Source organism: Carnimonas bestiolae, from assembly GCF_051251145.1.
GTDB classification, from domain to species: Bacteria; Pseudomonadota; Gammaproteobacteria; order Pseudomonadales; family Halomonadaceae; genus Carnimonas; species Carnimonas bestiolae.
In genome coordinates this window covers 76220-93162 of sequence record NZ_JBPCZK010000006.1, presented here as the reverse complement: position 1 = coordinate 93162, position 16943 = coordinate 76220, and the positions used below count along the sequence as shown (strand labels likewise).

15 protein-coding genes and 1 riboswitch are annotated in these 16943 nt (G+C 57.6%); of the genes, 12 read left to right on the top strand and 3 right to left on the bottom strand.

The genetic code is table 11. The features are described 5' to 3' along the window. Positions 1-333 precede the first annotated feature (333 nt). A riboswitch (FMN riboswitch) is annotated at positions 334-489 on the top strand. A gap of 82 nt (positions 490-571) precedes the next feature. Next, the gene (locus R84865_RS08900; RefSeq protein WP_435631272.1) at positions 572-1114 is read left to right on the top strand and encodes a 6,7-dimethyl-8-ribityllumazine synthase; all 543 of its coding nucleotides are present in this window, start codon (positions 572-574) and stop codon (positions 1112-1114) included. A 187-nt stretch (positions 1115-1301) separates the two neighbouring features. On the opposite strand, the gene R84865_RS08895 is transcribed toward R84865_RS08900, so the two are convergent. The 3 genes from R84865_RS08895 to R84865_RS08885 all read right to left on the bottom strand — a co-directional run bounded on the left by R84865_RS08895 (position 1302) and on the right by R84865_RS08885 (position 2726). After that, entirely contained in the window at positions 1302-1610 is a 309-nt protein-coding gene (locus R84865_RS08895) for a helix-turn-helix domain-containing protein (protein WP_435639425.1), read from the bottom strand. A gap of 5 nt (positions 1611-1615) precedes the next feature. Beyond that, positions 1616-1816, bottom strand: coding sequence for a type II toxin-antitoxin system RelE/ParE family toxin (locus R84865_RS08890; RefSeq protein ID WP_435639484.1), 201 nt, complete (start codon positions 1814-1816; stop codon positions 1616-1618). A gap of 325 nt (positions 1817-2141) precedes the next feature. After that, positions 2142-2726, bottom strand: a complete 585-nt coding sequence (locus tag R84865_RS08885; RefSeq protein ID WP_435639424.1) for a nucleoside 2-deoxyribosyltransferase — start codon at positions 2724-2726, stop codon at positions 2142-2144. Between the two features lie 291 nt (positions 2727-3017). On the opposite strand from R84865_RS08885, the gene R84865_RS08880 reads away from it, so the two are divergent. The 11 genes from R84865_RS08880 (at position 3018) to R84865_RS08830 (ending at position 16922) form a co-directional block, all read left to right on the top strand. Further along, positions 3018-4406, top strand: coding sequence for an LLM class flavin-dependent oxidoreductase (locus R84865_RS08880; protein WP_435639423.1), 1389 nt, complete (start codon positions 3018-3020; stop codon positions 4404-4406). Between the two features lie 75 nt (positions 4407-4481). Then, positions 4482-5507 carry an isopenicillin N synthase family dioxygenase gene (locus R84865_RS08875; RefSeq protein ID WP_435639422.1) on the top strand — a complete coding sequence of 342 codons (1026 nt, stop codon included), beginning with the start codon at positions 4482-4484 and terminating at the stop codon, positions 5505-5507. Positions 5508-5866: 359 nt separating this feature from the next. Continuing rightward, a complete protein-coding gene (locus tag R84865_RS08870; RefSeq protein WP_435639421.1) occupies positions 5867-6676 on the top strand; it encodes a MetQ/NlpA family ABC transporter substrate-binding protein in 810 nt (269 codons plus the stop codon). A 156-nt stretch (positions 6677-6832) separates the two neighbouring features. Beyond that, entirely contained in the window at positions 6833-9295 is a 2463-nt protein-coding gene (locus R84865_RS08865; RefSeq protein WP_435639420.1) for an ECF-type riboflavin transporter substrate-binding protein, read from the top strand. Then, positions 9288-10124, top strand: a complete 837-nt coding sequence (locus tag R84865_RS08860) for an energy-coupling factor transporter transmembrane component T family protein (RefSeq protein ID WP_435639419.1) — start codon at positions 9288-9290, stop codon at positions 10122-10124. Before R84865_RS08865 ends, R84865_RS08860 begins: the two co-directional genes overlap by 8 nt. A gap of 373 nt (positions 10125-10497) precedes the next feature. After that, positions 10498-10644 (top strand): type B 50S ribosomal protein L36, encoded by a 147-nt coding sequence (gene ykgO / locus R84865_RS08855; RefSeq protein WP_435631280.1) that lies wholly within the window; start codon positions 10498-10500, stop codon positions 10642-10644. Between the two features lie 305 nt (positions 10645-10949). Beyond that, the gene (locus R84865_RS08850; RefSeq protein ID WP_435639418.1) at positions 10950-11927 is read left to right on the top strand and encodes an aliphatic sulfonate ABC transporter substrate-binding protein; all 978 of its coding nucleotides are present in this window, start codon (positions 10950-10952) and stop codon (positions 11925-11927) included. A gap of 331 nt (positions 11928-12258) precedes the next feature. Beyond that, entirely contained in the window at positions 12259-13227 is a 969-nt protein-coding gene (gene epsC, locus R84865_RS08845) for a serine O-acetyltransferase EpsC (RefSeq protein WP_435631282.1), read from the top strand. A gap of 111 nt (positions 13228-13338) precedes the next feature. After that, positions 13339-14652, top strand: a complete 1314-nt coding sequence (locus tag R84865_RS08840) for a lytic murein transglycosylase (protein WP_435639417.1) — start codon at positions 13339-13341, stop codon at positions 14650-14652. A gap of 144 nt (positions 14653-14796) precedes the next feature. Continuing rightward, entirely contained in the window at positions 14797-15636 is an 840-nt protein-coding gene (locus R84865_RS08835; protein WP_435631284.1) for an EAL domain-containing protein, read from the top strand. A 431-nt stretch (positions 15637-16067) separates the two neighbouring features. After that, positions 16068-16922 carry a 3-hydroxyacyl-CoA dehydrogenase family protein gene (locus tag R84865_RS08830; RefSeq protein WP_435639416.1) on the top strand — a complete coding sequence of 285 codons (855 nt, stop codon included), beginning with the start codon at positions 16068-16070 and terminating at the stop codon, positions 16920-16922. Positions 16923-16943: the final 21 nt, after the last annotated feature.

The following is a 16943-nucleotide window of genomic DNA, read 5'->3' as shown; positions in this document are numbered from 1 at the left end:
GTAGTGGAATTAGTTTAGGAGACATTAGCCAGGTCAACTCCGCTGAGTTTAAAATAGACTGCAATATCTTGGAACTCCACTGATCACACTATGGCGGGTGGAACCCGCCGCACTTCTCTAGCAAAAAGCGCTTTCCTAGTCGATAGCGCTTTTTGGAGGATATTGACAATAGGCTGGTGCATTTTTCGTACAACGGTATGAATGACAAAAACGCAGTGGTCAGTGCCCCAACCGAATACTCTCCAATCGAATACGATATGCCGAGATGTTCTTAAGCGGTGGTTGCGTCATAACGCTTGCAGCGCGATAGTAGAGGCGTCGCCTTTCAAGCGACATTGTTCTCAGGGCGGGGTGTAATTCCCCACCGGCGGTATGAGTACGCTAATCAAACAGCGCTGCTTGAGCCCGCGAGCGCCTGCCACGGCAGGGTCAGCAGATTCGGTGAGATGCCGAAGCCGACGGTCATAGTCCGGATGAAAGAGAATAGATGTCGATCCAACGTCTGCATTTTTGCGGCCTCGCCATCCATTTTTGCCCTGATTCTGGTTGCTAATCTTTTGTCGAGGACACCATGAATCAGTCTATCGAAACACCTGTTTCTCCTAGCCACACCCACGATACTGCGCCCGGTGCAGGCGCTCGCGTCGCGTTCATTCAGGCCGGCTGGCACGCCGATATCGTCGATAACGCGCGCGTCGGTTTCATGAAGGAATATCAGCGCCAGGGCTGCGATGCCAGCCATGTGGATCGCTTTGACGTGGCGGGCGCCTTCGAAATTCCGCTGCTGGCCAAAAAGCTGGCCGCCAGCGGTAAATATGCCGCAGTGGTTGCGGCGGGTTTTGTGGTCGACGGCGGTATTTACCGTCACGACTTTGTCGCCGACGCAGTTATCAAAGCGCTGATGCAAACTGGCATGGACAGCGGTATACCGGTGCTATCGGTGGTGCTAACCCCGCATCACTTCCACGAAACCGCTGAGCATACCGAGTTCTTCCGCGAGCATTTCATCAAGAAAGGTGAAGAAGCCGCTCAAGCGTGCATTGGCATCGTTGCGACTCACGCCATGCTGGATCAGCGCGTCAACGCCGAGGCAACCGCCACCAGCGCCATCTAACAGCTGGCGTTGTCGGGCGCGAATGTCTTGCTAGCAAGAGTCACCGTGCAGATATAAAGAACCCACCGCGAGGTGGGTTCTTTGCGTTAAGGCAACTCCTTCTACAACCGCTTACTTAGGTGCTCCACGGCTTGCCTGAAGGCTGCTGTTGTCGACCATCTTTCGCCGAAAGCGAATGAATCGCCCCTCAACACACGGCTTTTCTACCTTTATTCAGCGCTGAAATGACATGTGTCGAATCCTGGTCGATAGCGCGAATCAGTGAGCGGGCAGGTCCGGTTGGTTCACGACGTCCTTGCTCCCAGTTGCGCAGCGTACCAATTCGAACATCAATCAATTCAGCAAATTGCTGTTGGGTTAGCCCTGCTTTCAAGCGGATGTTCTTTACTTGAAGACCGTGAACGTGGGTTTCGCGGCTGGGTTCACGTTCGCCTGAACGAATTTCGTCCATTTGCTGAACGCTTTCCATGAGTTCGTCGAACAGATGCTTATCCATGCGTTTCATCTCCAATGCTCGATGACCGTTTTTAGTATCTTCCGCTGTTCACTTGTCAGGTCTTCTTGCTCATTTTTTGGGTATATAAACAACATCGCAATCTGAGACGCGCTGATGAAGTGATAATAGATAACCCGTGCGCCGCCGCTCTTGCCGTGTCCTTTGGCAGCCACTCTTATCTTTCTTAAGCCCCCGGTGCCGGAGATTACATCTCCCTTGTCCGGGTGCCTGGTCAGATCAACCTGCAGCTGACGATAGCAATCCTCATCGAGCAGATGCTTTAGCTGGCGAGTGAAGATCTCGGTCCCGATGAAGATTGTGTGTGATTGGGCACCAATGGCGTAGTCGTGTGAAGGGGAAATACGGTCGTTAGTGCATAGGCTTCAGGCACCTCAAGTTGAGAGCTGAAGCAGGGGTACTATGCATGGATGATGGGCAACGTGTTCGTCGATTTAATTGAAGAGTTTGAGAGTTCGACGCTTGCATCTCCGCCTCCATTTGGGGGCCGAGATGCGAGCATTTTTGCGATCACTACAGCCGCTTACTCAGGTGCTCCACGGCTTGCCTGAAGGCTGCTTCGAGGCTGGTGCCGACGGCAACCTTGCCGCCCGATAGTTCGATAAAGCCTTCTACCATCAGGTTCTGGACCATGCCTTCCGAGTGCGCGAGCATGCCGTCGGCATCGCGCCAGCCGCCGGAACTCAGCTCATCGTCGCCGGTAATTTCGCTGAGCGGTTGCTGCCATGCGCGCTGCCAGTAGTCGGCAACCTTCTCCGGATAGTCGCGACCATCCACGGTATAGCCTTCCAGAGGCTTGCCCAGCGCGTGCATATAGCCGATTTCAACGGCCGTGCCAGCATCCATATCGGGGGCGCGGCGAAATGGATCGAGGCAGAAAATACCGGCATCACAATGGTCCATTAGCGCTCGGTCGGCGCGCGCGATAGTCATCAGTTTGTCGCGTCCCGCGGGAAGTTCCTTAACGTCCTCCTGCCCATCGAAAGGCGCTAGCCCTTCGATATCGTATTCTGCGCAAATTGCCTTCAAGCGATCGAAAAGCGCGATAGCGCCGGGGCGAAACACCAGATCGCCTGCCAGGTAAAGCGTGGTTGCCATGATCGAGCTGCCATAGTGAAAGTGAGCGGTACAACGAGCGCAGCGGTAATTGGGCCGTTAGCGATAGAAAGATCACCGCTGCGTTCAATGAAAACGCTGATTGTCGCGCGCTTGTGAGGCTGAAGGGAAGCCGACCTTGGTGTGTTGGATATCGGACAGAGGCGACGCCAAGCTGTCGATGATCCCTCATGGCTATTCTAAGAAGAGTATTTTTACTCAATAAATTCAAAGGGCTAAGAGAGGAACGAAAGTTGCTTCGGAAAGCTGTATTTCCAATGAGTGCAGCTATTCATGTCAGCGACAACGCCTATCCTTCTTAACGCATTCAATATGAACTGCGTGGGCCATATCAATCACGGCCTGTGGACGCATCCGCGCGACACCTCTTCCAACTACAACACCCTGGCATACTGGACCGAGCTGGCGAAAACGCTGGAGCGCGGCGGCTTCGATGCGCTGTTTTTGGCCGACATTCTGGGCGTCTACGATGTTTACCAGAACGGCATCGAGCTGACCGCCGCCGAGGCCATCCAACTGCCGGTCAACGATCCGCTGCTGCTGGTGCCCGCAATGGCGCAGGTGACCGAGCATCTTGGCTTCGGCGTGACGGTCAACCTGGGCTTCGAAACGCCCTACAGCTTTGCGCGCCGCTTTTCTACACTCGATCACCTTACCCGCGGCCGTGTCGGCTGGAATATTGTTACCGGCTATCTGGACAGTGCGGCACGGGCGATGGGGCAGGAGCAGCTGGTCGAACATGATCGCCGCTATGATCAGGCCGAAGAATTCATGGAGGTGGTCTATCAACTGTGGGAAGGCAGTTGGGAAGACGACGCGGTGCTGCGTGATAAAGCACAGCGACGCTTTGCCGACTCAGCACGCATTCATCCCGTCAACCACCACGGTGACTTCTATCGCGTTAACGGCTATCACCTCAGTGAACCATCGCCGCAGCGTACGCCGGTGCTGTTTCAGGCGGGCAGTTCCGCGCGCGGCCAGGCATTTGCCGCGCGTCATGCAGAATGCGTGTTCTTATCCATGCAGAGCCGCGGCCAGACCGCCGCGTTGGTAAAAAGCCTGCGTGAGCAGGCCGCTGCGGTAGGGCGCGATCCCTACGATCTGAAGATTTTTCTCGGCGCGACGGCCATCGTGGCAGACTCCGATAACGAAGCGCAGGCGTTGTTCCGCGAATATCAGCATTACGCCAGTGCCGAGGCAGGCATTGCTCATTTTGCTTCCAGCACCGGCATTGATTTCTCTCGCTTCGATCTGGATGAGCCGATTCAGGGCGGTAATCGCAACGCCATTCAGTCTGCGGTGGACAACGTTAACGGCGCGCAGCAGCCGCTCACGCGTCGCGCGCTGCTTGATAGCTATGGGCTGGGCGGGCGCTATGCGCCGCTGGTGGGCAGTGGGATAACGGTCGCCGACGAGTTGCAGCGCTGGGTCGATGAGACCGGTTGCGATGGCTTTAATCTGGCGCGTACCGTGGTGCCTGAAAGCATCGACGCCTTTGTTGATCATGTGGTGCCGGAATTACGCCAGCGTGGTTTAGTGGCGTCTGACTATCCGCGCGATCAGCATGGTCACAATCAGACCCTGAGGCGCCGTTTAAGCGGCGGCGACCGGCTGCCGCCAAGCCATCCTGCCGCGGCTTATCGCTATCACAGCAAAGGGTGAGCGGGGCTAAGCGTTATCATTGAGGGCGCGGTGCCGCGTTAAACGGGCGTCGTGTCGGTCATACAGGAGAACAACATGAGCGACATTTCATCATCTGCTCAGGAGCAGCAGGCTGCGCTGCCGGTACTTGATCTACGCGAATTGGAGCAGCCTACCCATCGCGCTGACTTTATCGCTCGGTTAGGGCGCGCGGCCCGTGATGTCGGCTTCTTCTATTTGAAAGGTCATGGCATCGAACCAGAACGTCTGGCGCGGCTGGAGGCAGTAGCCAAGCGTTTCTTCGCGCTGCCGCAGCACGAAAAGGACGCCATTCGCATGGCGAACTCGCCGCACTTTCGCGGCTACACCGCGACCGGTCATGAGATTACGCGTCACCACCCCGACCGCCGTGAGCAGATCGATATTGGTGCCGAACTGCCCGCGCTCGAGCGGCGCGCCGGTGCGCCTGCCTGGGAGCGCATGCAGGGGCCGAATCAGTGGCCGGAGAGTCTGCCGGAACTGCGCGACGAAGCGCTGGCGTGGTCGGCGTCGCTGCGCGAGATCGCAATTACCCTGCTGCGGGCTTTCGCCGAGGCGCTTGAGCAACCGCCACACGCGCTGGATGGATTGATTGACGGCGCTCCCGCGCAACTGCTGAAGCTGATTCGCTATCCCGGTACCAGCGATGAACAGCAGCGTCAGGGCGTTGGTGCGCACAAGGACGCAGGCATCCTGACGTTACTGCATCAGGATCATCACGGTGGCTTACAGGTAGAGCGCCCAGAAGGCTGGATCGATGCGCCGCCGATCGAAGGCACCTTCGTGATCAATATTGGCGAAATACTCGAGCTCGCCACTAACGGCTACCTGCGTGCCACTAATCACCGCGTAATCACGCCGCCGGAAGGGGTAGTGCGCTACTCCATCGCTTATTTTCTGTCGCCGTCGTTGGAAGGCAACGTTCCATTGCTGCCGCTTCCCCCGCATCTAGCGAAGCTGGCGCAAGGGCCAGAAAGTGATCCAGAAAATCCGTTGTTCTGTGAAATTGGGCCGAATGCGATCAAGGGAAGGCTGCGGTCTCATCCGGATGTGGCGCAGCGGCATTATGGGGATATCGGGTAGCGGCTCAAAAGTGGCTGCACTTAGGCCAGGCGGTGTTAAACAGCTCCTCAAAATGCTCATTTACCACTCGTAAACTGCGCGTTTTCGTCGCTGTTTGCCTAGCCTGACCGTCGTTCGCTCACTTTTGGGAAGGCTGCACTTAGGCCAGGTGGTGTTGAGCGGCTTCTCTAACGTTTAGACATAGCTCATAAACTGCGCGTTTCTACCGTTGTTTGGCTAGCCCAACCGTCGCTGGCTCGTGCTGGAAGGGGGGGACGTAGGCTAGGCATGTTAAGGCTGGTGAAGAGGTGACGCCGGTCGCTGGGTGCAATGTGAAGCGGGTAATAGCGCTCGTTCATTTTCAAGGAAGGGATACAACAATGAAAAAATGCGTGATAGCCACCCTGGTGGCGCTGGTACTAAGCGGTTGCTCGTCGTCGGATGACAAGACGCTCACCATCATGGCTGCGCCGCTGCCGCACGCTGAGATTCTGCGCTATGTCGAGTCGCACTTCGACGATGCGCCGAAGCTTAATATCATCGAGATCGACGGTCAGACCGATCCTAACCAGCCGCTAGCCGGCGGCGATATCGATGCCAATTACTTCCAGCATCGGCCTTTTCTTGAGGAAGATCTGAAGCATCTGTCAGCGTCGCTGGCGGTGGTAGCGGACGTGCATATCGAGCCGTTGGGCATCTATTCATCGAAATACGACTCGCTGACGGCGCTGCCCGACGGTGCCCGCATTGCGCTGCCGAACAACCCTACTAATCTGGCGCGTTCGCTGCTGCTGTTGCAGGACAATGGGCTGTTGAAGGTGAAGGGCAGCCAAGGGCAGGCGATTACCGAGCAGGATATCACTGCCAATCCGCATCACCTGCGGCTGGTGCTCACCGATTCGCCGCTGATTACGCGGGCGTTGCCCGATGTGGATGCCGGTATCATCAATGGCAATTTTGCGCTCGAAGCAGGTTTGACGCCGTCCAAGGATGCGCTGGCGCTGGAACCGGCGGCGCACAATCACTACGCCAATATTCTGGTGGTACGTGACAGCGATAAAAACGATCCACGCGTGAAGAAGCTGGCGGAAGAGCTAACCTCGCCCGATGTGGCAGCATTTATCGAGCAACATTATCGTGGCTCGGTGCTGCCAGTACATCATGGCGGAGCGCAGCAGCAGGGGCACTAGCGCGATCATCGTTGTCTTCTGAGCGGCCCATTGGCATATCGATAGGCGTGGTAGCGGGAGCGGTGGCACTGTTCGCCGCTCTCTTCTGACTGGCGCAAGCCTTTAGGCGCGTTCTGTTGCTAAGCTAGCGTTTCCATCATCTGCGTTGCGCTCATTATGCCCTCATTCCTGAATCCTTTTGCTCGTCGCCCTCTGTCGGTCACCGACGTGGTTGCGATTGGCATCGGCACCGCGATTTTCTACATTCTGATGCGCTTCGTGATGGTGCCATCACCCTTGCCTAATACCAGTATCGCGCTGTGCTATCCCTTTCTGGCGCTATTGGGTGTTGCGTTTGGCCCCGTGGTGGCTGGGCTCGCGGGGCTCTGCGGTCACTGCCTCAACGACCTGACGTTGTATGGCAGCGTGTGGATCAGTTGGGTGCTGGTGTCGGGCGTGGTTGGGGCGCTGTTTGGACTGTTGCAGCGCCCGCTGGCGATTGCGGACGGCCGGTTCAGTAAGCCGAAGCTGCTGCTGTTTTCACTGGCGGCGCTGGTAATCAATGTGCTGAGCTGGGGCGCTTTAGCGCCGCTACTCGACCAGCTTATCTACGCCGAGCCTGCGGCGCGTGTGTTTACCCAAGGAGTGCTGTCGGCGCTGGTCAATTCGCTGACCACCGTGATAGTGGGGGTGCCACTGCTAACGTCGTGGGCGGCGTCTTTCGTGCCGCGAGGAACGCTGGTCAAGCCGCAGGCGCAACGTAATGATATCGCCATCGCGCCGTTAATCTCCCCGCCGCATCATGGGGGTGACGTTGTCGTTAGCGCCGACCAGTTCAGTTGGACCTACACCGCGCAGCAAGCGCCGTCGCTAAACCTCATTACCCTGCACATTCGTCAGGGCGAGAAGGTTGCGATTATAGGCAGTAGCGGTTCGGGTAAGTCGACGCTGCTCAAAAGCCTGAACGGTACCCTGCCGCATTTACAGTCCGGCACGGCTGATGGGCGGCTGCGCATTGCTGAGAGCACCTTCGGAGAAGCTTCCGTGGCGCAATTGTCGCTGCAGGCGGGCACGGCGCTGCAAGATAGCAACACGCAGTTCGTGGGGCTGACGGTGGCCGAAGATATCGCCTTCGCGCTGGAAAATAGCGCATGTCCGCAAGCGAGGATGCAGCGTGAGGTGGTGCAATGGGCGCAACGCTTGGGCATTACCGAATTGCTGGAACGCGCGCCGCATCAGCTTTCCGGCGGTCAGCAGCAGCGTGTTGCGCTAGCAGGCGTGCTGATCGATCAGCCGCAGTTGCTGTTATTGGACGAACCGCTGGCGGCGCTCGACCCCACGGCGGCGGCTCAGGCCATTGAGCTGATCGACGAGTTGCATCGCCAGCATCAGCTAACCACCGTCATCATCGAGCACCGCCTCGAGACTCTATTGCACCGCTCGCTAGATCGAGTGGTGCTGCTCGATCACGGCCGCGTCGTCGCAGATACCGATCCCGACACGCTGCTGCGTTCAGGCTTGCTGCCGCACTATGGCATTCGCGAGCCGCGCTGGATCGAAGTGCTGCGTCACTACGCGATTGCGCTTCCCGACTCAGGCCCGCTTCGCCCTGAAGCGCTACCTAACGAAGCTAAGGCTCGGCTGCTCGAGCGCTCCTCTGCACCGCCATCGCCTAGCTCGGCCACGCCGTCGGGCTCGCTCTCAGTGGCAGCATCGCCACGTTCGCCTTCGTCGTCTAGCCAGCACACAACACCGCCAGTTCCGCCGTCTGGCCTTCTCTCCACAGCTCCACTGCTCGCGATGAAAGGCGTGGGCTATCACCACGCTAATAGCGATGGGGCGGGTGTTCATCATATTGATTTAGCGCTTCATGCCGGCGAGCGCGTCTCGCTGGTAGGTGCCAATGGCGCTGGCAAGTCGACGCTGGCGAATTTGCTGTGTGGATTCTTGCGTCCCCATTGCGGAACGATCGAGTGGCAGGGTAGGTCGATGGCGGGAGAGTCGATCAAGCATATCGGTGAGCGAATTGGCTATGTCATGCAAGACGCCAACCAAATGCTCGGCGCGGCAACCGTATACCGCGAGGCAGCCTGGGCGCTGGAGCTGCGCGGTTGGGGTGCCGAGGATGTCGAGCGGCGAGTACGTGAAACGCTGCGCATCTGCGGTCTCGACGAGGTGCGTCACTGGCCCCTTGCTGCGTTAAGCCATGGTCAGAAGAAGCGCCTCAGTATCGCCGCCGTATTAGTCACGCGGCCGCCCGTATTGCTACTCGACGAACCCACTTCCGGACAGGATTATCAGCACGCGCGCGAGCTGATGACCTTCCTCGATCAGCTTAACCAGCGCGGTCATACGCTGGTGATGGTGACGCACGATATGGACCTGCTACTAGAGCACAGCGATCGCACGCTGGTGCTCAGGGACGGCGCCATTATCGCTGACGGAGCGCCTGCTGAGGTGCTTGCTGATCCCGCGATCGTTGCGCAAGGCGCTTTGCGGCGCAGCAGTCTTTATCAATTGGCCGACGTGCTGAATCCGCATGACCGAAGGTGGGCAGCACAGTGCGTGGCTAGTTGGTTGCGCGATGCCAGTACACAGTCGTTCGCTGAACAACGCAGCGCCGGAGGTGGTCATGAGTGAAGGCACCCTCGGCTATCGCGCGGGCGATTCGGTCTTCCATCGCTTAAGCGGTGCCAGCAAACTGTTGGCACTGGTGCTGATATTCGCCATCACCATGAGCTCTTTCGATACTCGTTTGCTGGTGGCGATTGCGCTGCTGTCGTGCGTAGCGCTGCGGGTGTCACGGGTTCGCCTGCGCTCTATCCGCACGGTGCTGGTGATGATGCTGGTGGTGATGATCCTTAATTTGCTGGTGACCTGGCTATTTGCGCCGGAGTATGGCGTTGCGCTTTACCGTAGCCGCACACTGCTCGTTGGAGGTGTCGGGCGCTTCACCATTACCGCTGAACAGCTGTTCTACGAATTCAATCTGCTGCTGAAATACGTCTGCACCATTCCCTTGGCGTTGATCTTTCTCCTGACCACCCATCCGAGTGAATTTGCCTCCAGCCTCAATCGTATCGGTGTTTCCTATCGCATCAGCTACGCGGTGGCATTGGCGATGCGTTACATCCCCGCGCTGCAAAGCGACTATCAGCGCATCAGGCTGGCGCAGCAGGCGCGCGGCGTCGAACTGTCTCGCCAGGCACGGCTGGGTAAGCGCGTGCGCGGCAACGTTCGGATTGGCTGGACCCTGGTAGTGAACAGCTTGCAGCGCATTACCACCATCAGCCATGCCATGGAGCTGCGCCGCTTCGGCACCAATCGCTCGCGCAGCTGGTACAGCGCGGCACCCCTGCGCGCAGCTGATATCGCGGTGGTGGTGGCAAGCCTTGGAATCGTGGCGGTGGGGCTGTGGCTGTTCTGGCTGAATCACGGGCGTTTTTATAATCCCTTCGTGACGGGGTGAGGTATCGCCACCAGTGCGCGCTATCGAGCATAGCCGCGGCTTGCGCAACCTTCGCCGCACCAGTTTTACTTGCCTTGCCTTGCCTTGCCTTGCCTTGCCTTGCCTTGCCTTGCCTTGCCTTGCCTTGCCTTGCCTTGCCTTGCCTTGCCTTGCCTTGCCTTGCCTTGCCTTGCCTTGCCTTGCTAGCGGCCTAACGCGTCGCGGAACGGAGCGTTATCGTTGGACTCGACATTCGCCATGACATCCGCCCCAGTGGCTAGTGGCTAGCGACAAGCAGCTAGGCGGCGACTTCGCGTTTTCGCAGCGGGGCTTGGCTTATCTCGATAAATGAAATAGTATAACGTTTCATTTATCGGCTAGACCGGATCTCATCATGCAAGTGCTCTCTTCACTGAAATCGGCCAAGAAACGCCATCCCGACTGTCAGGTCGTCAAACGCCGCGGGCGGCTCTACGTTGTTTGCAAAAGCAATCCTCGCTTCAAGGCCGTACAAGGCCGCGCCCGTTCAGGCCGCAAGTAGCCGCGAGCGGGCGTTCACGATGCAATAGCCCACTGAAGCAAGACCTATTGGCGACCTGATGGTCGCCTTTTTTGTATTTCCCTCCCGCGAATTTCCCGCAGATAGCGCATGGCGGTGTCGGTAATACAACAGCACCTGGCTGTTTTTCCATCACTCAGAGATCACGCCCAACCAAAAATCGCGGCGCGGTGCACGTGTGTCTCAGCAACTCAGCGCGCGTTAGCCGTGTGCTCTCGGTTGGCATAGCGCTTGCTTTGAGAGGAGTAGCGTTAACCTTTTTCATTGCGATGCGGAGCAGAAATACGATGGCAGGCTGGATTAAAAAAATAACCATGAAGCGCTGGATGGGTGCCTTGCTGGTGGCAGCCGTAGGGCTGAGCGCGGCGAGCGGTGCAGCGGCGGCACAGCGTCTGAGTATTGGCTATCAGAAAGGTAGTGGCGTGCTGGCGGTACTGAAGGCGCAGGGCGGCTTCGAGAAGCATCTCGCCGAGCAGGGCATTCAGGTCAGCTGGCACGAATTTCCCGCTGGGCCGCAATTGCTGGAAGCCCTGAACGCTGGCAGCCTCGACTTCGGCTATACCGGTGCACCGCCGCCGGTGTTCGCGCAGGCGGCCGGTATCGACCTGCGCTATGTGGCAGCAGTGAAGGCGAGCCCCGATGCTGAAGGCATTTTGGTGCCCGAAAATTCCGACATCTCCTCGCTGAGTGCGCTGAAAGGCAAGCGCGTAGCGGTGCAGAAAGGCTCCAGCGCCAACTATCTGCTGCTGGAAGCACTCGAGCACGAAGGGCTGAGCTTCAAGGATATTCAGCCAGCCTATCTGTCGCCGGCGGATGCGCGCGCGGCCTTTGCCAATGGCAGTGTCGATGCATGGGCGGTGTGGGACCCTTATTTTGGATCGGCACAGCATGATCTTCACGCGCGGGTGGTGGGCGCAGGGCATGACTTCGGGGCGGCCTATAGCTTTTATCAGGCCTCTGCGCAGTTTACCGAGCAGCACCCCGAACTGCTGAATCAGCTGCTTCAGGAATTGGGAAAAACATCATTGTGGGTGAATGCTCACCGCGAGGAAGTGTCGGACATTCTTGCCAAAGAGCTTGGGCTGCCGCGTGAGGTGATTTTGGGCTGGCAGAAGAAACTCGACTACCGCCTGATTCCACTCGACGACAAGGTGATCGCCGATCAGCAGCAGGTAGCCGATGCCTTCGCCAAGCAGCATCTGATTCCTGCGCCAATCAAGGTCGGCGAGTACTTCTGGCGCAAGGGCGAGTTCACGGCCAAGTAAATCGTGCGTCCTCTCGAGGAGAAGGGGGGCGCTAGAAGATAAAAGAAACCGCTCAAGAGGCTGCTGCACGCTGCTGCAACGGCCTCTTGGCGTTAGTTGGGTAGCGTGATGGTGGTGCGCAATCTCGACTATCGTGACCGCTGCTGTTACTCCGTCAGGCGCGCTGCACTATCGAACCCCAAGCCGTGCAGTGGTCCATCGTGCGGCCCGTATCGTCGTTCACACCACCAGCACCTGTTGTTTTATCGCTCGACCATCTTTCATTAAGCCCTTTTGAAGCGAGGCGCGATTCACTATGCTTGGCAACATTCTATTTGAGAGTCGAACCAGCATGTCTTCTTATAATTTCGAACCGCCAAGCGGTAGTGGACGAATCAATTGGCAGCTTGGCGATGCCGTGGCGGAGCTGCGCAAGCGGCGTTCCAAATGGCGCTCCGACCAGCAGCGCGCTAACGAATTCAACGGCCGCGAGCTACCGTCGCCCAATATCGTACGCGATGCCATCGCCAAGGTAATTCAGGCACTGTTTCCGATGCGGTTGGGGCCAGCCGACCTTCGCGAGGAAAGCGAGGATTTTTACGTTGGCTATACCCTGGACGTCGCGTTCAATTCGCTCTTCGAGCAGGCACGTCTGGAGCTTGATTACGCCGCCCGTCGTGGCATTGGCGAAAGCTGCCCGCAGCGTCAGCGCGATTGCGCCGAGCGCATCATGAAGGGCTTTGCGTTGGCGCTGCCCGATATTCGTGCGCGTTTGGACGATGACATCGTGGCGGCCTATCGCGGCGACCCGGCGGCGCGTAGCGTTGATGAAGTGCTGCTTTGCTACCCTGGCGTTGAAGCGATCATTCACCATCGTCTGGCGCACTATTTCTATGGTGAAGGCTTGCTGATGCTGGCGCGGATTATCTCCGAACAGGCGCACTCGACCACCGGTATTGATATCCATCCGGGCGCAAGCATCGGGCGCAGCTTCTTCATCGATCACGGCACCGGTGTGGTGATTGGTGAAACAGCAGTTATTGGCGACAATGTGCGTATATATCAGGCGGTTACCTTGGGCGCGAAGCGCTTCCCCGAAGCCGAGGATGGACACCTGGAAAAAGGCCAGCCGCGTCATCCGATCGTCGAAGACGATGTGGTGATTTACGCCGGAGCGACTATTCTGGGGCGAGTGACCATCGGCAAAGGTACGGTGGTGGGTGGTAACGTGTGGTTGACGCGTGGGGTGCCGGCTGGCAGTAATGTATCGCAGGCCAGTATGGCCAATGGCGAGCCCATTCAGCAGAGCCAACTGCTGTAGCCCAGCGTGTCAACGCTGCTGCAGCGATTGTCGCGTGGGTTTTCCGCAACAATCGCTGATGGGCAGCGATAAATTATTCATACTTTTATATTGCAACAGGAATGCGCGCTCATGATGTCACGCAGAATTGCTAACCGCGCCAAGGTCACCTTTGTGCAGAGCGCTGTCTTGGGCGCTGCCGTCAGTCTGGCCATGCTCAGCAGCAGTGCCAACGCCAGAACGGCTGAATCCTCCGGCGCCAGCGCCGCAGGTAGTGCGTCGGCCAGCCAGCAAGCGCAACCGGCGCAGGCGAGCAATTCCGCGAGCGGTTTTCAGCAATGGGTCAATAACTTCCGTCCCTACGCGCTCTCGCACGGGATCAGCGCCGCCACCTTCGATCGCGCTTTCCGCAATGCGCACCTGCAAACCAGTATTCTGAATCTGTCGCGCTCGCAACCCGAATTCGTGCGGCCAGTGTGGGAGTATCTCGACACGGCGGTGTCGAATACCCGAGTAAGCAAAGGCAGGCAACTGCTGGCGCAGCATCGGGCCGACTTCACCAAAGCACAGCAGCGCTATGGCGTGCCGCCGGAAATTATCGTCGCGATCTGGGGCATGGAAAGCAACTACGGCGCTAACTTCGGTAACTATCCCACCATCGATGCGCTGGCGACCATCGGCTATAACGGACGCCGCGAAGCATGGGCCAAATCGGAACTTGTCGAAGCACTGAAGATCATCCAGAACGGTGACATCAACCACGACCAAATGCGCGGCTCGTGGGCGGGCGCGATGGGTAATACCCAATTCATGCCGTCGAGCTTCAACAGCTATGCGGTCGATGGCGATGGCGATGGTCGCCGTGATATCTGGGGCAGTATTCCCGACGTTATCGCGTCGACTGCCAATTACCTGAAGGGCAATGGCTGGCACGCGGGCGAGCCATGGGGCGTCGAGGTGACGCTGCCGAGAGGCTTCAACTACAGTCTGGCCGATGGCAAGCAGCAGCGTTCGGTGAGCGCCTGGCAACAGCTGGGCGTGCGCTCAGTCTCGGGCGGCTCGCTGCCGTCGCTGGAAGGCGCTACGCTGCTGCTTCCGGCAGGGGCCAACGGGCCTGCTTTCCTGACCGGGCATAACTTCCGCACCATCCTGCGTTATAACAATTCGACCAGTTATGCGCTGGGTGTCAGCCTGTTGGCACAGCGAGTGTCGGGGCAGGCGGGCGTGCAGGCTAACTGGCCGCGCAACCAGAAGCCGCTGAGCCGCACTCAAATCAAACAGCTGCAGCAACAGCTTAGCGCGCAGGGCTATGATGCGGGCGGTGCCGACGGCATCGTGGGCCCCGGCACTCGCGACGCTGTGCGTAAATTCCAGCGTGCCCACGGGCAGCCAGCGGACGGCTTCATTAGCCAGGACGTCAAGCAACGGGTCGATGCCGCGCACTAACGTCGCTACCTGATAGCATCTCCGGTTTATATTCAATTCGAATATCGACGGGCGGCATACTATTTCACTTTGCCGCTCGTGTTCTCCACACTAGGGGGTAGCGTAACCTGCTCGCTTTCTCCCCCTTGCTAGCTGATCGATGCCATGCCGCTAACTGCTGTTGTTAACTACTTCAATTCGCACCTTGATGACTTCAATCGTGCTTCCCGGCTCGCCCCCAGCGCGCGTATTCACTATGTGTCCGAGCGCGCGGAAATAACCGGCGAGATCGATGGCATGCGGATTGTTCCCGGCCAGCACGCGCTCTACAACAGTGAAATCAGTGCGCCGGTCGCATTCGAATCGTGGCTGCGCATCGAAGATGAGCACGGCGCTGATATCAACGCGCGCTCGCTATACTACGCCGCGTGGGAACCTGAAGATGTCGTCTTCCTCGACCGTTTTCTGCGTGTCTTGCACACGCTTAACCATCTTGCCAAGCACGGTAGCGATCCCGCTACTGCCGAAGTGCCGCTTATCCTCGATGTGCACTGGCGCCATGTCAGGGCGGTAGAGGCTTCGCACGGGCAGGTGTTCGAGAACCTGCTGTCGCAGCTGGGTGTTTTGCCGACGCAAATCATCCTACGCATGCAGGCTGACGCGCTGGTGGAAGATGAGCACGTGCGACGCGCAGTCGCTAGCTTCGAAGCGCGCGGTTATCGGTTGTTGGTCGAAGGATTGCCGATTGATCACGCACACTGGCCGCTATTAGGAGAGATGGGCATCGACTGGGTAGCGGCCGATCCCGACTTCTTGCAGGCGATGCTACGCAACCGCATGCTGCAGGCGCGCCTCGACCAGTGGATCAGCAGCGCTCACGCCGAGGGGCTGAAAGTATGGCTACAATCTCTGGATAGTAGTAAAGCGCTGGAACTGGCGTGGCGGCTCAATGTAGATGCGGTTAGCGGCGATCGGCTCGACGAAATAGCGGCAAGCCATTATTGATGCCAGCCAACCCAGCGGCCATCAACGCCGCCATCACGCGCGTTATCTTCTTCCCAAGGCCCTCTTCACGAGGGCCTTTTGCTTTTCCACTTCAATGCTTATGCGCTTATCGATGAATAAGATCGCCTCGACGCAGCGGGGCGATATTCATGTCACGGGGCATCCACTAGGGCGTCGATATCCGCTATGGGTATTTATAAAGCCGCGTTTGGCACTTGCTGTTGCGATTACCTGAACAGGACGGCGCGGAAGGGTGAAATAATTAACATTACTTTACGTAAATAGTATTAATTAGGAAATATAGAGAACCAAATTCCAAAAAATGAGTATAAGTAAAGAACATGGCGTAGTGTAGTTGACTTAAATTCTTAGCAGGCTATTAATTGTAGGCATGCGGTAAATTCATTATCCGATAGTGAGGAGCACGCTTCATGGACCATATTCCTGAAAATTTCGAGCAACGTCCTGTACTTATCGTTGGTGCTGGCACGCTAGGCCGCCGTATCGCGCTGATGTTTGCTGCCTACGGCGCAGACACCCGCCTGTACGACGCCAACGAGCAAGCGGGTCAGCAAGGGCTTGAGTTCATCGGTCAGGAGCTTGAGAAAATGGGCAAAGACAAGGACAAGGTTCGTCTTACGCCGTTTAGCTCTCTCGAAGAGGCCGTTAGCGATATTTGGCTCGCCATCGAATGTATCCCTGAGCGTCGCGATATCAAGGTAGATCTCTTCGCGCAGTTGGACGAGCTTGCCCCGCAAGATGCAGTGCTTTCTACCAATTCGTCCTCTTTCCCCAGCAGCCAGGTGATCGACCGCGTTAAGCATCCTGAACGCGTCATGAATACTCACTTCCTGATGCCGCCAGACGTAGTTGCGGTTGAGCTGATGAGCTGCAGTAAAACCTTGCCTGAGGTCATTGAGCTGGTAGAGAAAGCCCTGCCGAAGTACGGCTTCAATGCCTATGTTGCCCATGAAGAAAGCGTCGGTTTCATCTTTAACCGCATTTGGGCGGCAATCAAACGCGAGTCGCTGACCGTAGCGGCAGAAGGCGTCGCTAGCCCTGAGGTTATCGATAATATCTTCCGCGAGTGTTTGGGTACCCGCTCTGGCCCGTTCCGCTCTATGGATAAAGTAGGTCTTGATGTCGTACTGGATATTGAAACCCACTACGCCGAGCTGAATCCCGCATTGTCCGACGAGCCAAGGAAGTTCTTGAAAACGTTCATCGATAAAAACGAGCTGGGCAGAAAAACCGGCAAAGGCTTTTACGACGATTATTCCGAGTAATATTCATCCGTTGATCGAATC

Coding starts and splice junctions, on each gene's coding strand:
- R84865_RS08900 (WP_435631272.1), top strand. CDS start 572: ATGAATCAGTCTATCGAAACACCTGTTTCTCCTAGCCACACCCACGAT.
- R84865_RS08895 (WP_435639425.1), bottom strand. CDS start 1,610: ATGGATAAGCATCTGTTCGACGAACTCATGGAAAGCGTTCAGCAAATG.
- R84865_RS08885 (WP_435639424.1), bottom strand. CDS start 2,726: ATGGCAACCACGCTTTACCTGGCAGGCGATCTGGTGTTTCGCCCCGGC.
- R84865_RS08880 (WP_435639423.1), top strand. CDS start 3,018: ATGTCAGCGACAACGCCTATCCTTCTTAACGCATTCAATATGAACTGC.
- R84865_RS08875 (WP_435639422.1), top strand. CDS start 4,482: ATGAGCGACATTTCATCATCTGCTCAGGAGCAGCAGGCTGCGCTGCCG.
- R84865_RS08870 (WP_435639421.1), top strand. CDS start 5,867: ATGAAAAAATGCGTGATAGCCACCCTGGTGGCGCTGGTACTAAGCGGT.
- R84865_RS08865 (WP_435639420.1), top strand. CDS start 6,833: ATGCCCTCATTCCTGAATCCTTTTGCTCGTCGCCCTCTGTCGGTCACC.
- R84865_RS08860 (WP_435639419.1), top strand. CDS start 9,288: ATGAGTGAAGGCACCCTCGGCTATCGCGCGGGCGATTCGGTCTTCCAT.
- ykgO (WP_435631280.1), top strand. CDS start 10,498: ATGCAAGTGCTCTCTTCACTGAAATCGGCCAAGAAACGCCATCCCGAC.
- R84865_RS08850 (WP_435639418.1), top strand. CDS start 10,950: ATGGCAGGCTGGATTAAAAAAATAACCATGAAGCGCTGGATGGGTGCC.
- epsC (WP_435631282.1), top strand. CDS start 12,259: ATGTCTTCTTATAATTTCGAACCGCCAAGCGGTAGTGGACGAATCAAT.
- R84865_RS08840 (WP_435639417.1), top strand. CDS start 13,339: ATGATGTCACGCAGAATTGCTAACCGCGCCAAGGTCACCTTTGTGCAG.
- R84865_RS08835 (WP_435631284.1), top strand. CDS start 14,797: ATGCCGCTAACTGCTGTTGTTAACTACTTCAATTCGCACCTTGATGAC.
- R84865_RS08830 (WP_435639416.1), top strand. CDS start 16,068: ATGGACCATATTCCTGAAAATTTCGAGCAACGTCCTGTACTTATCGTT.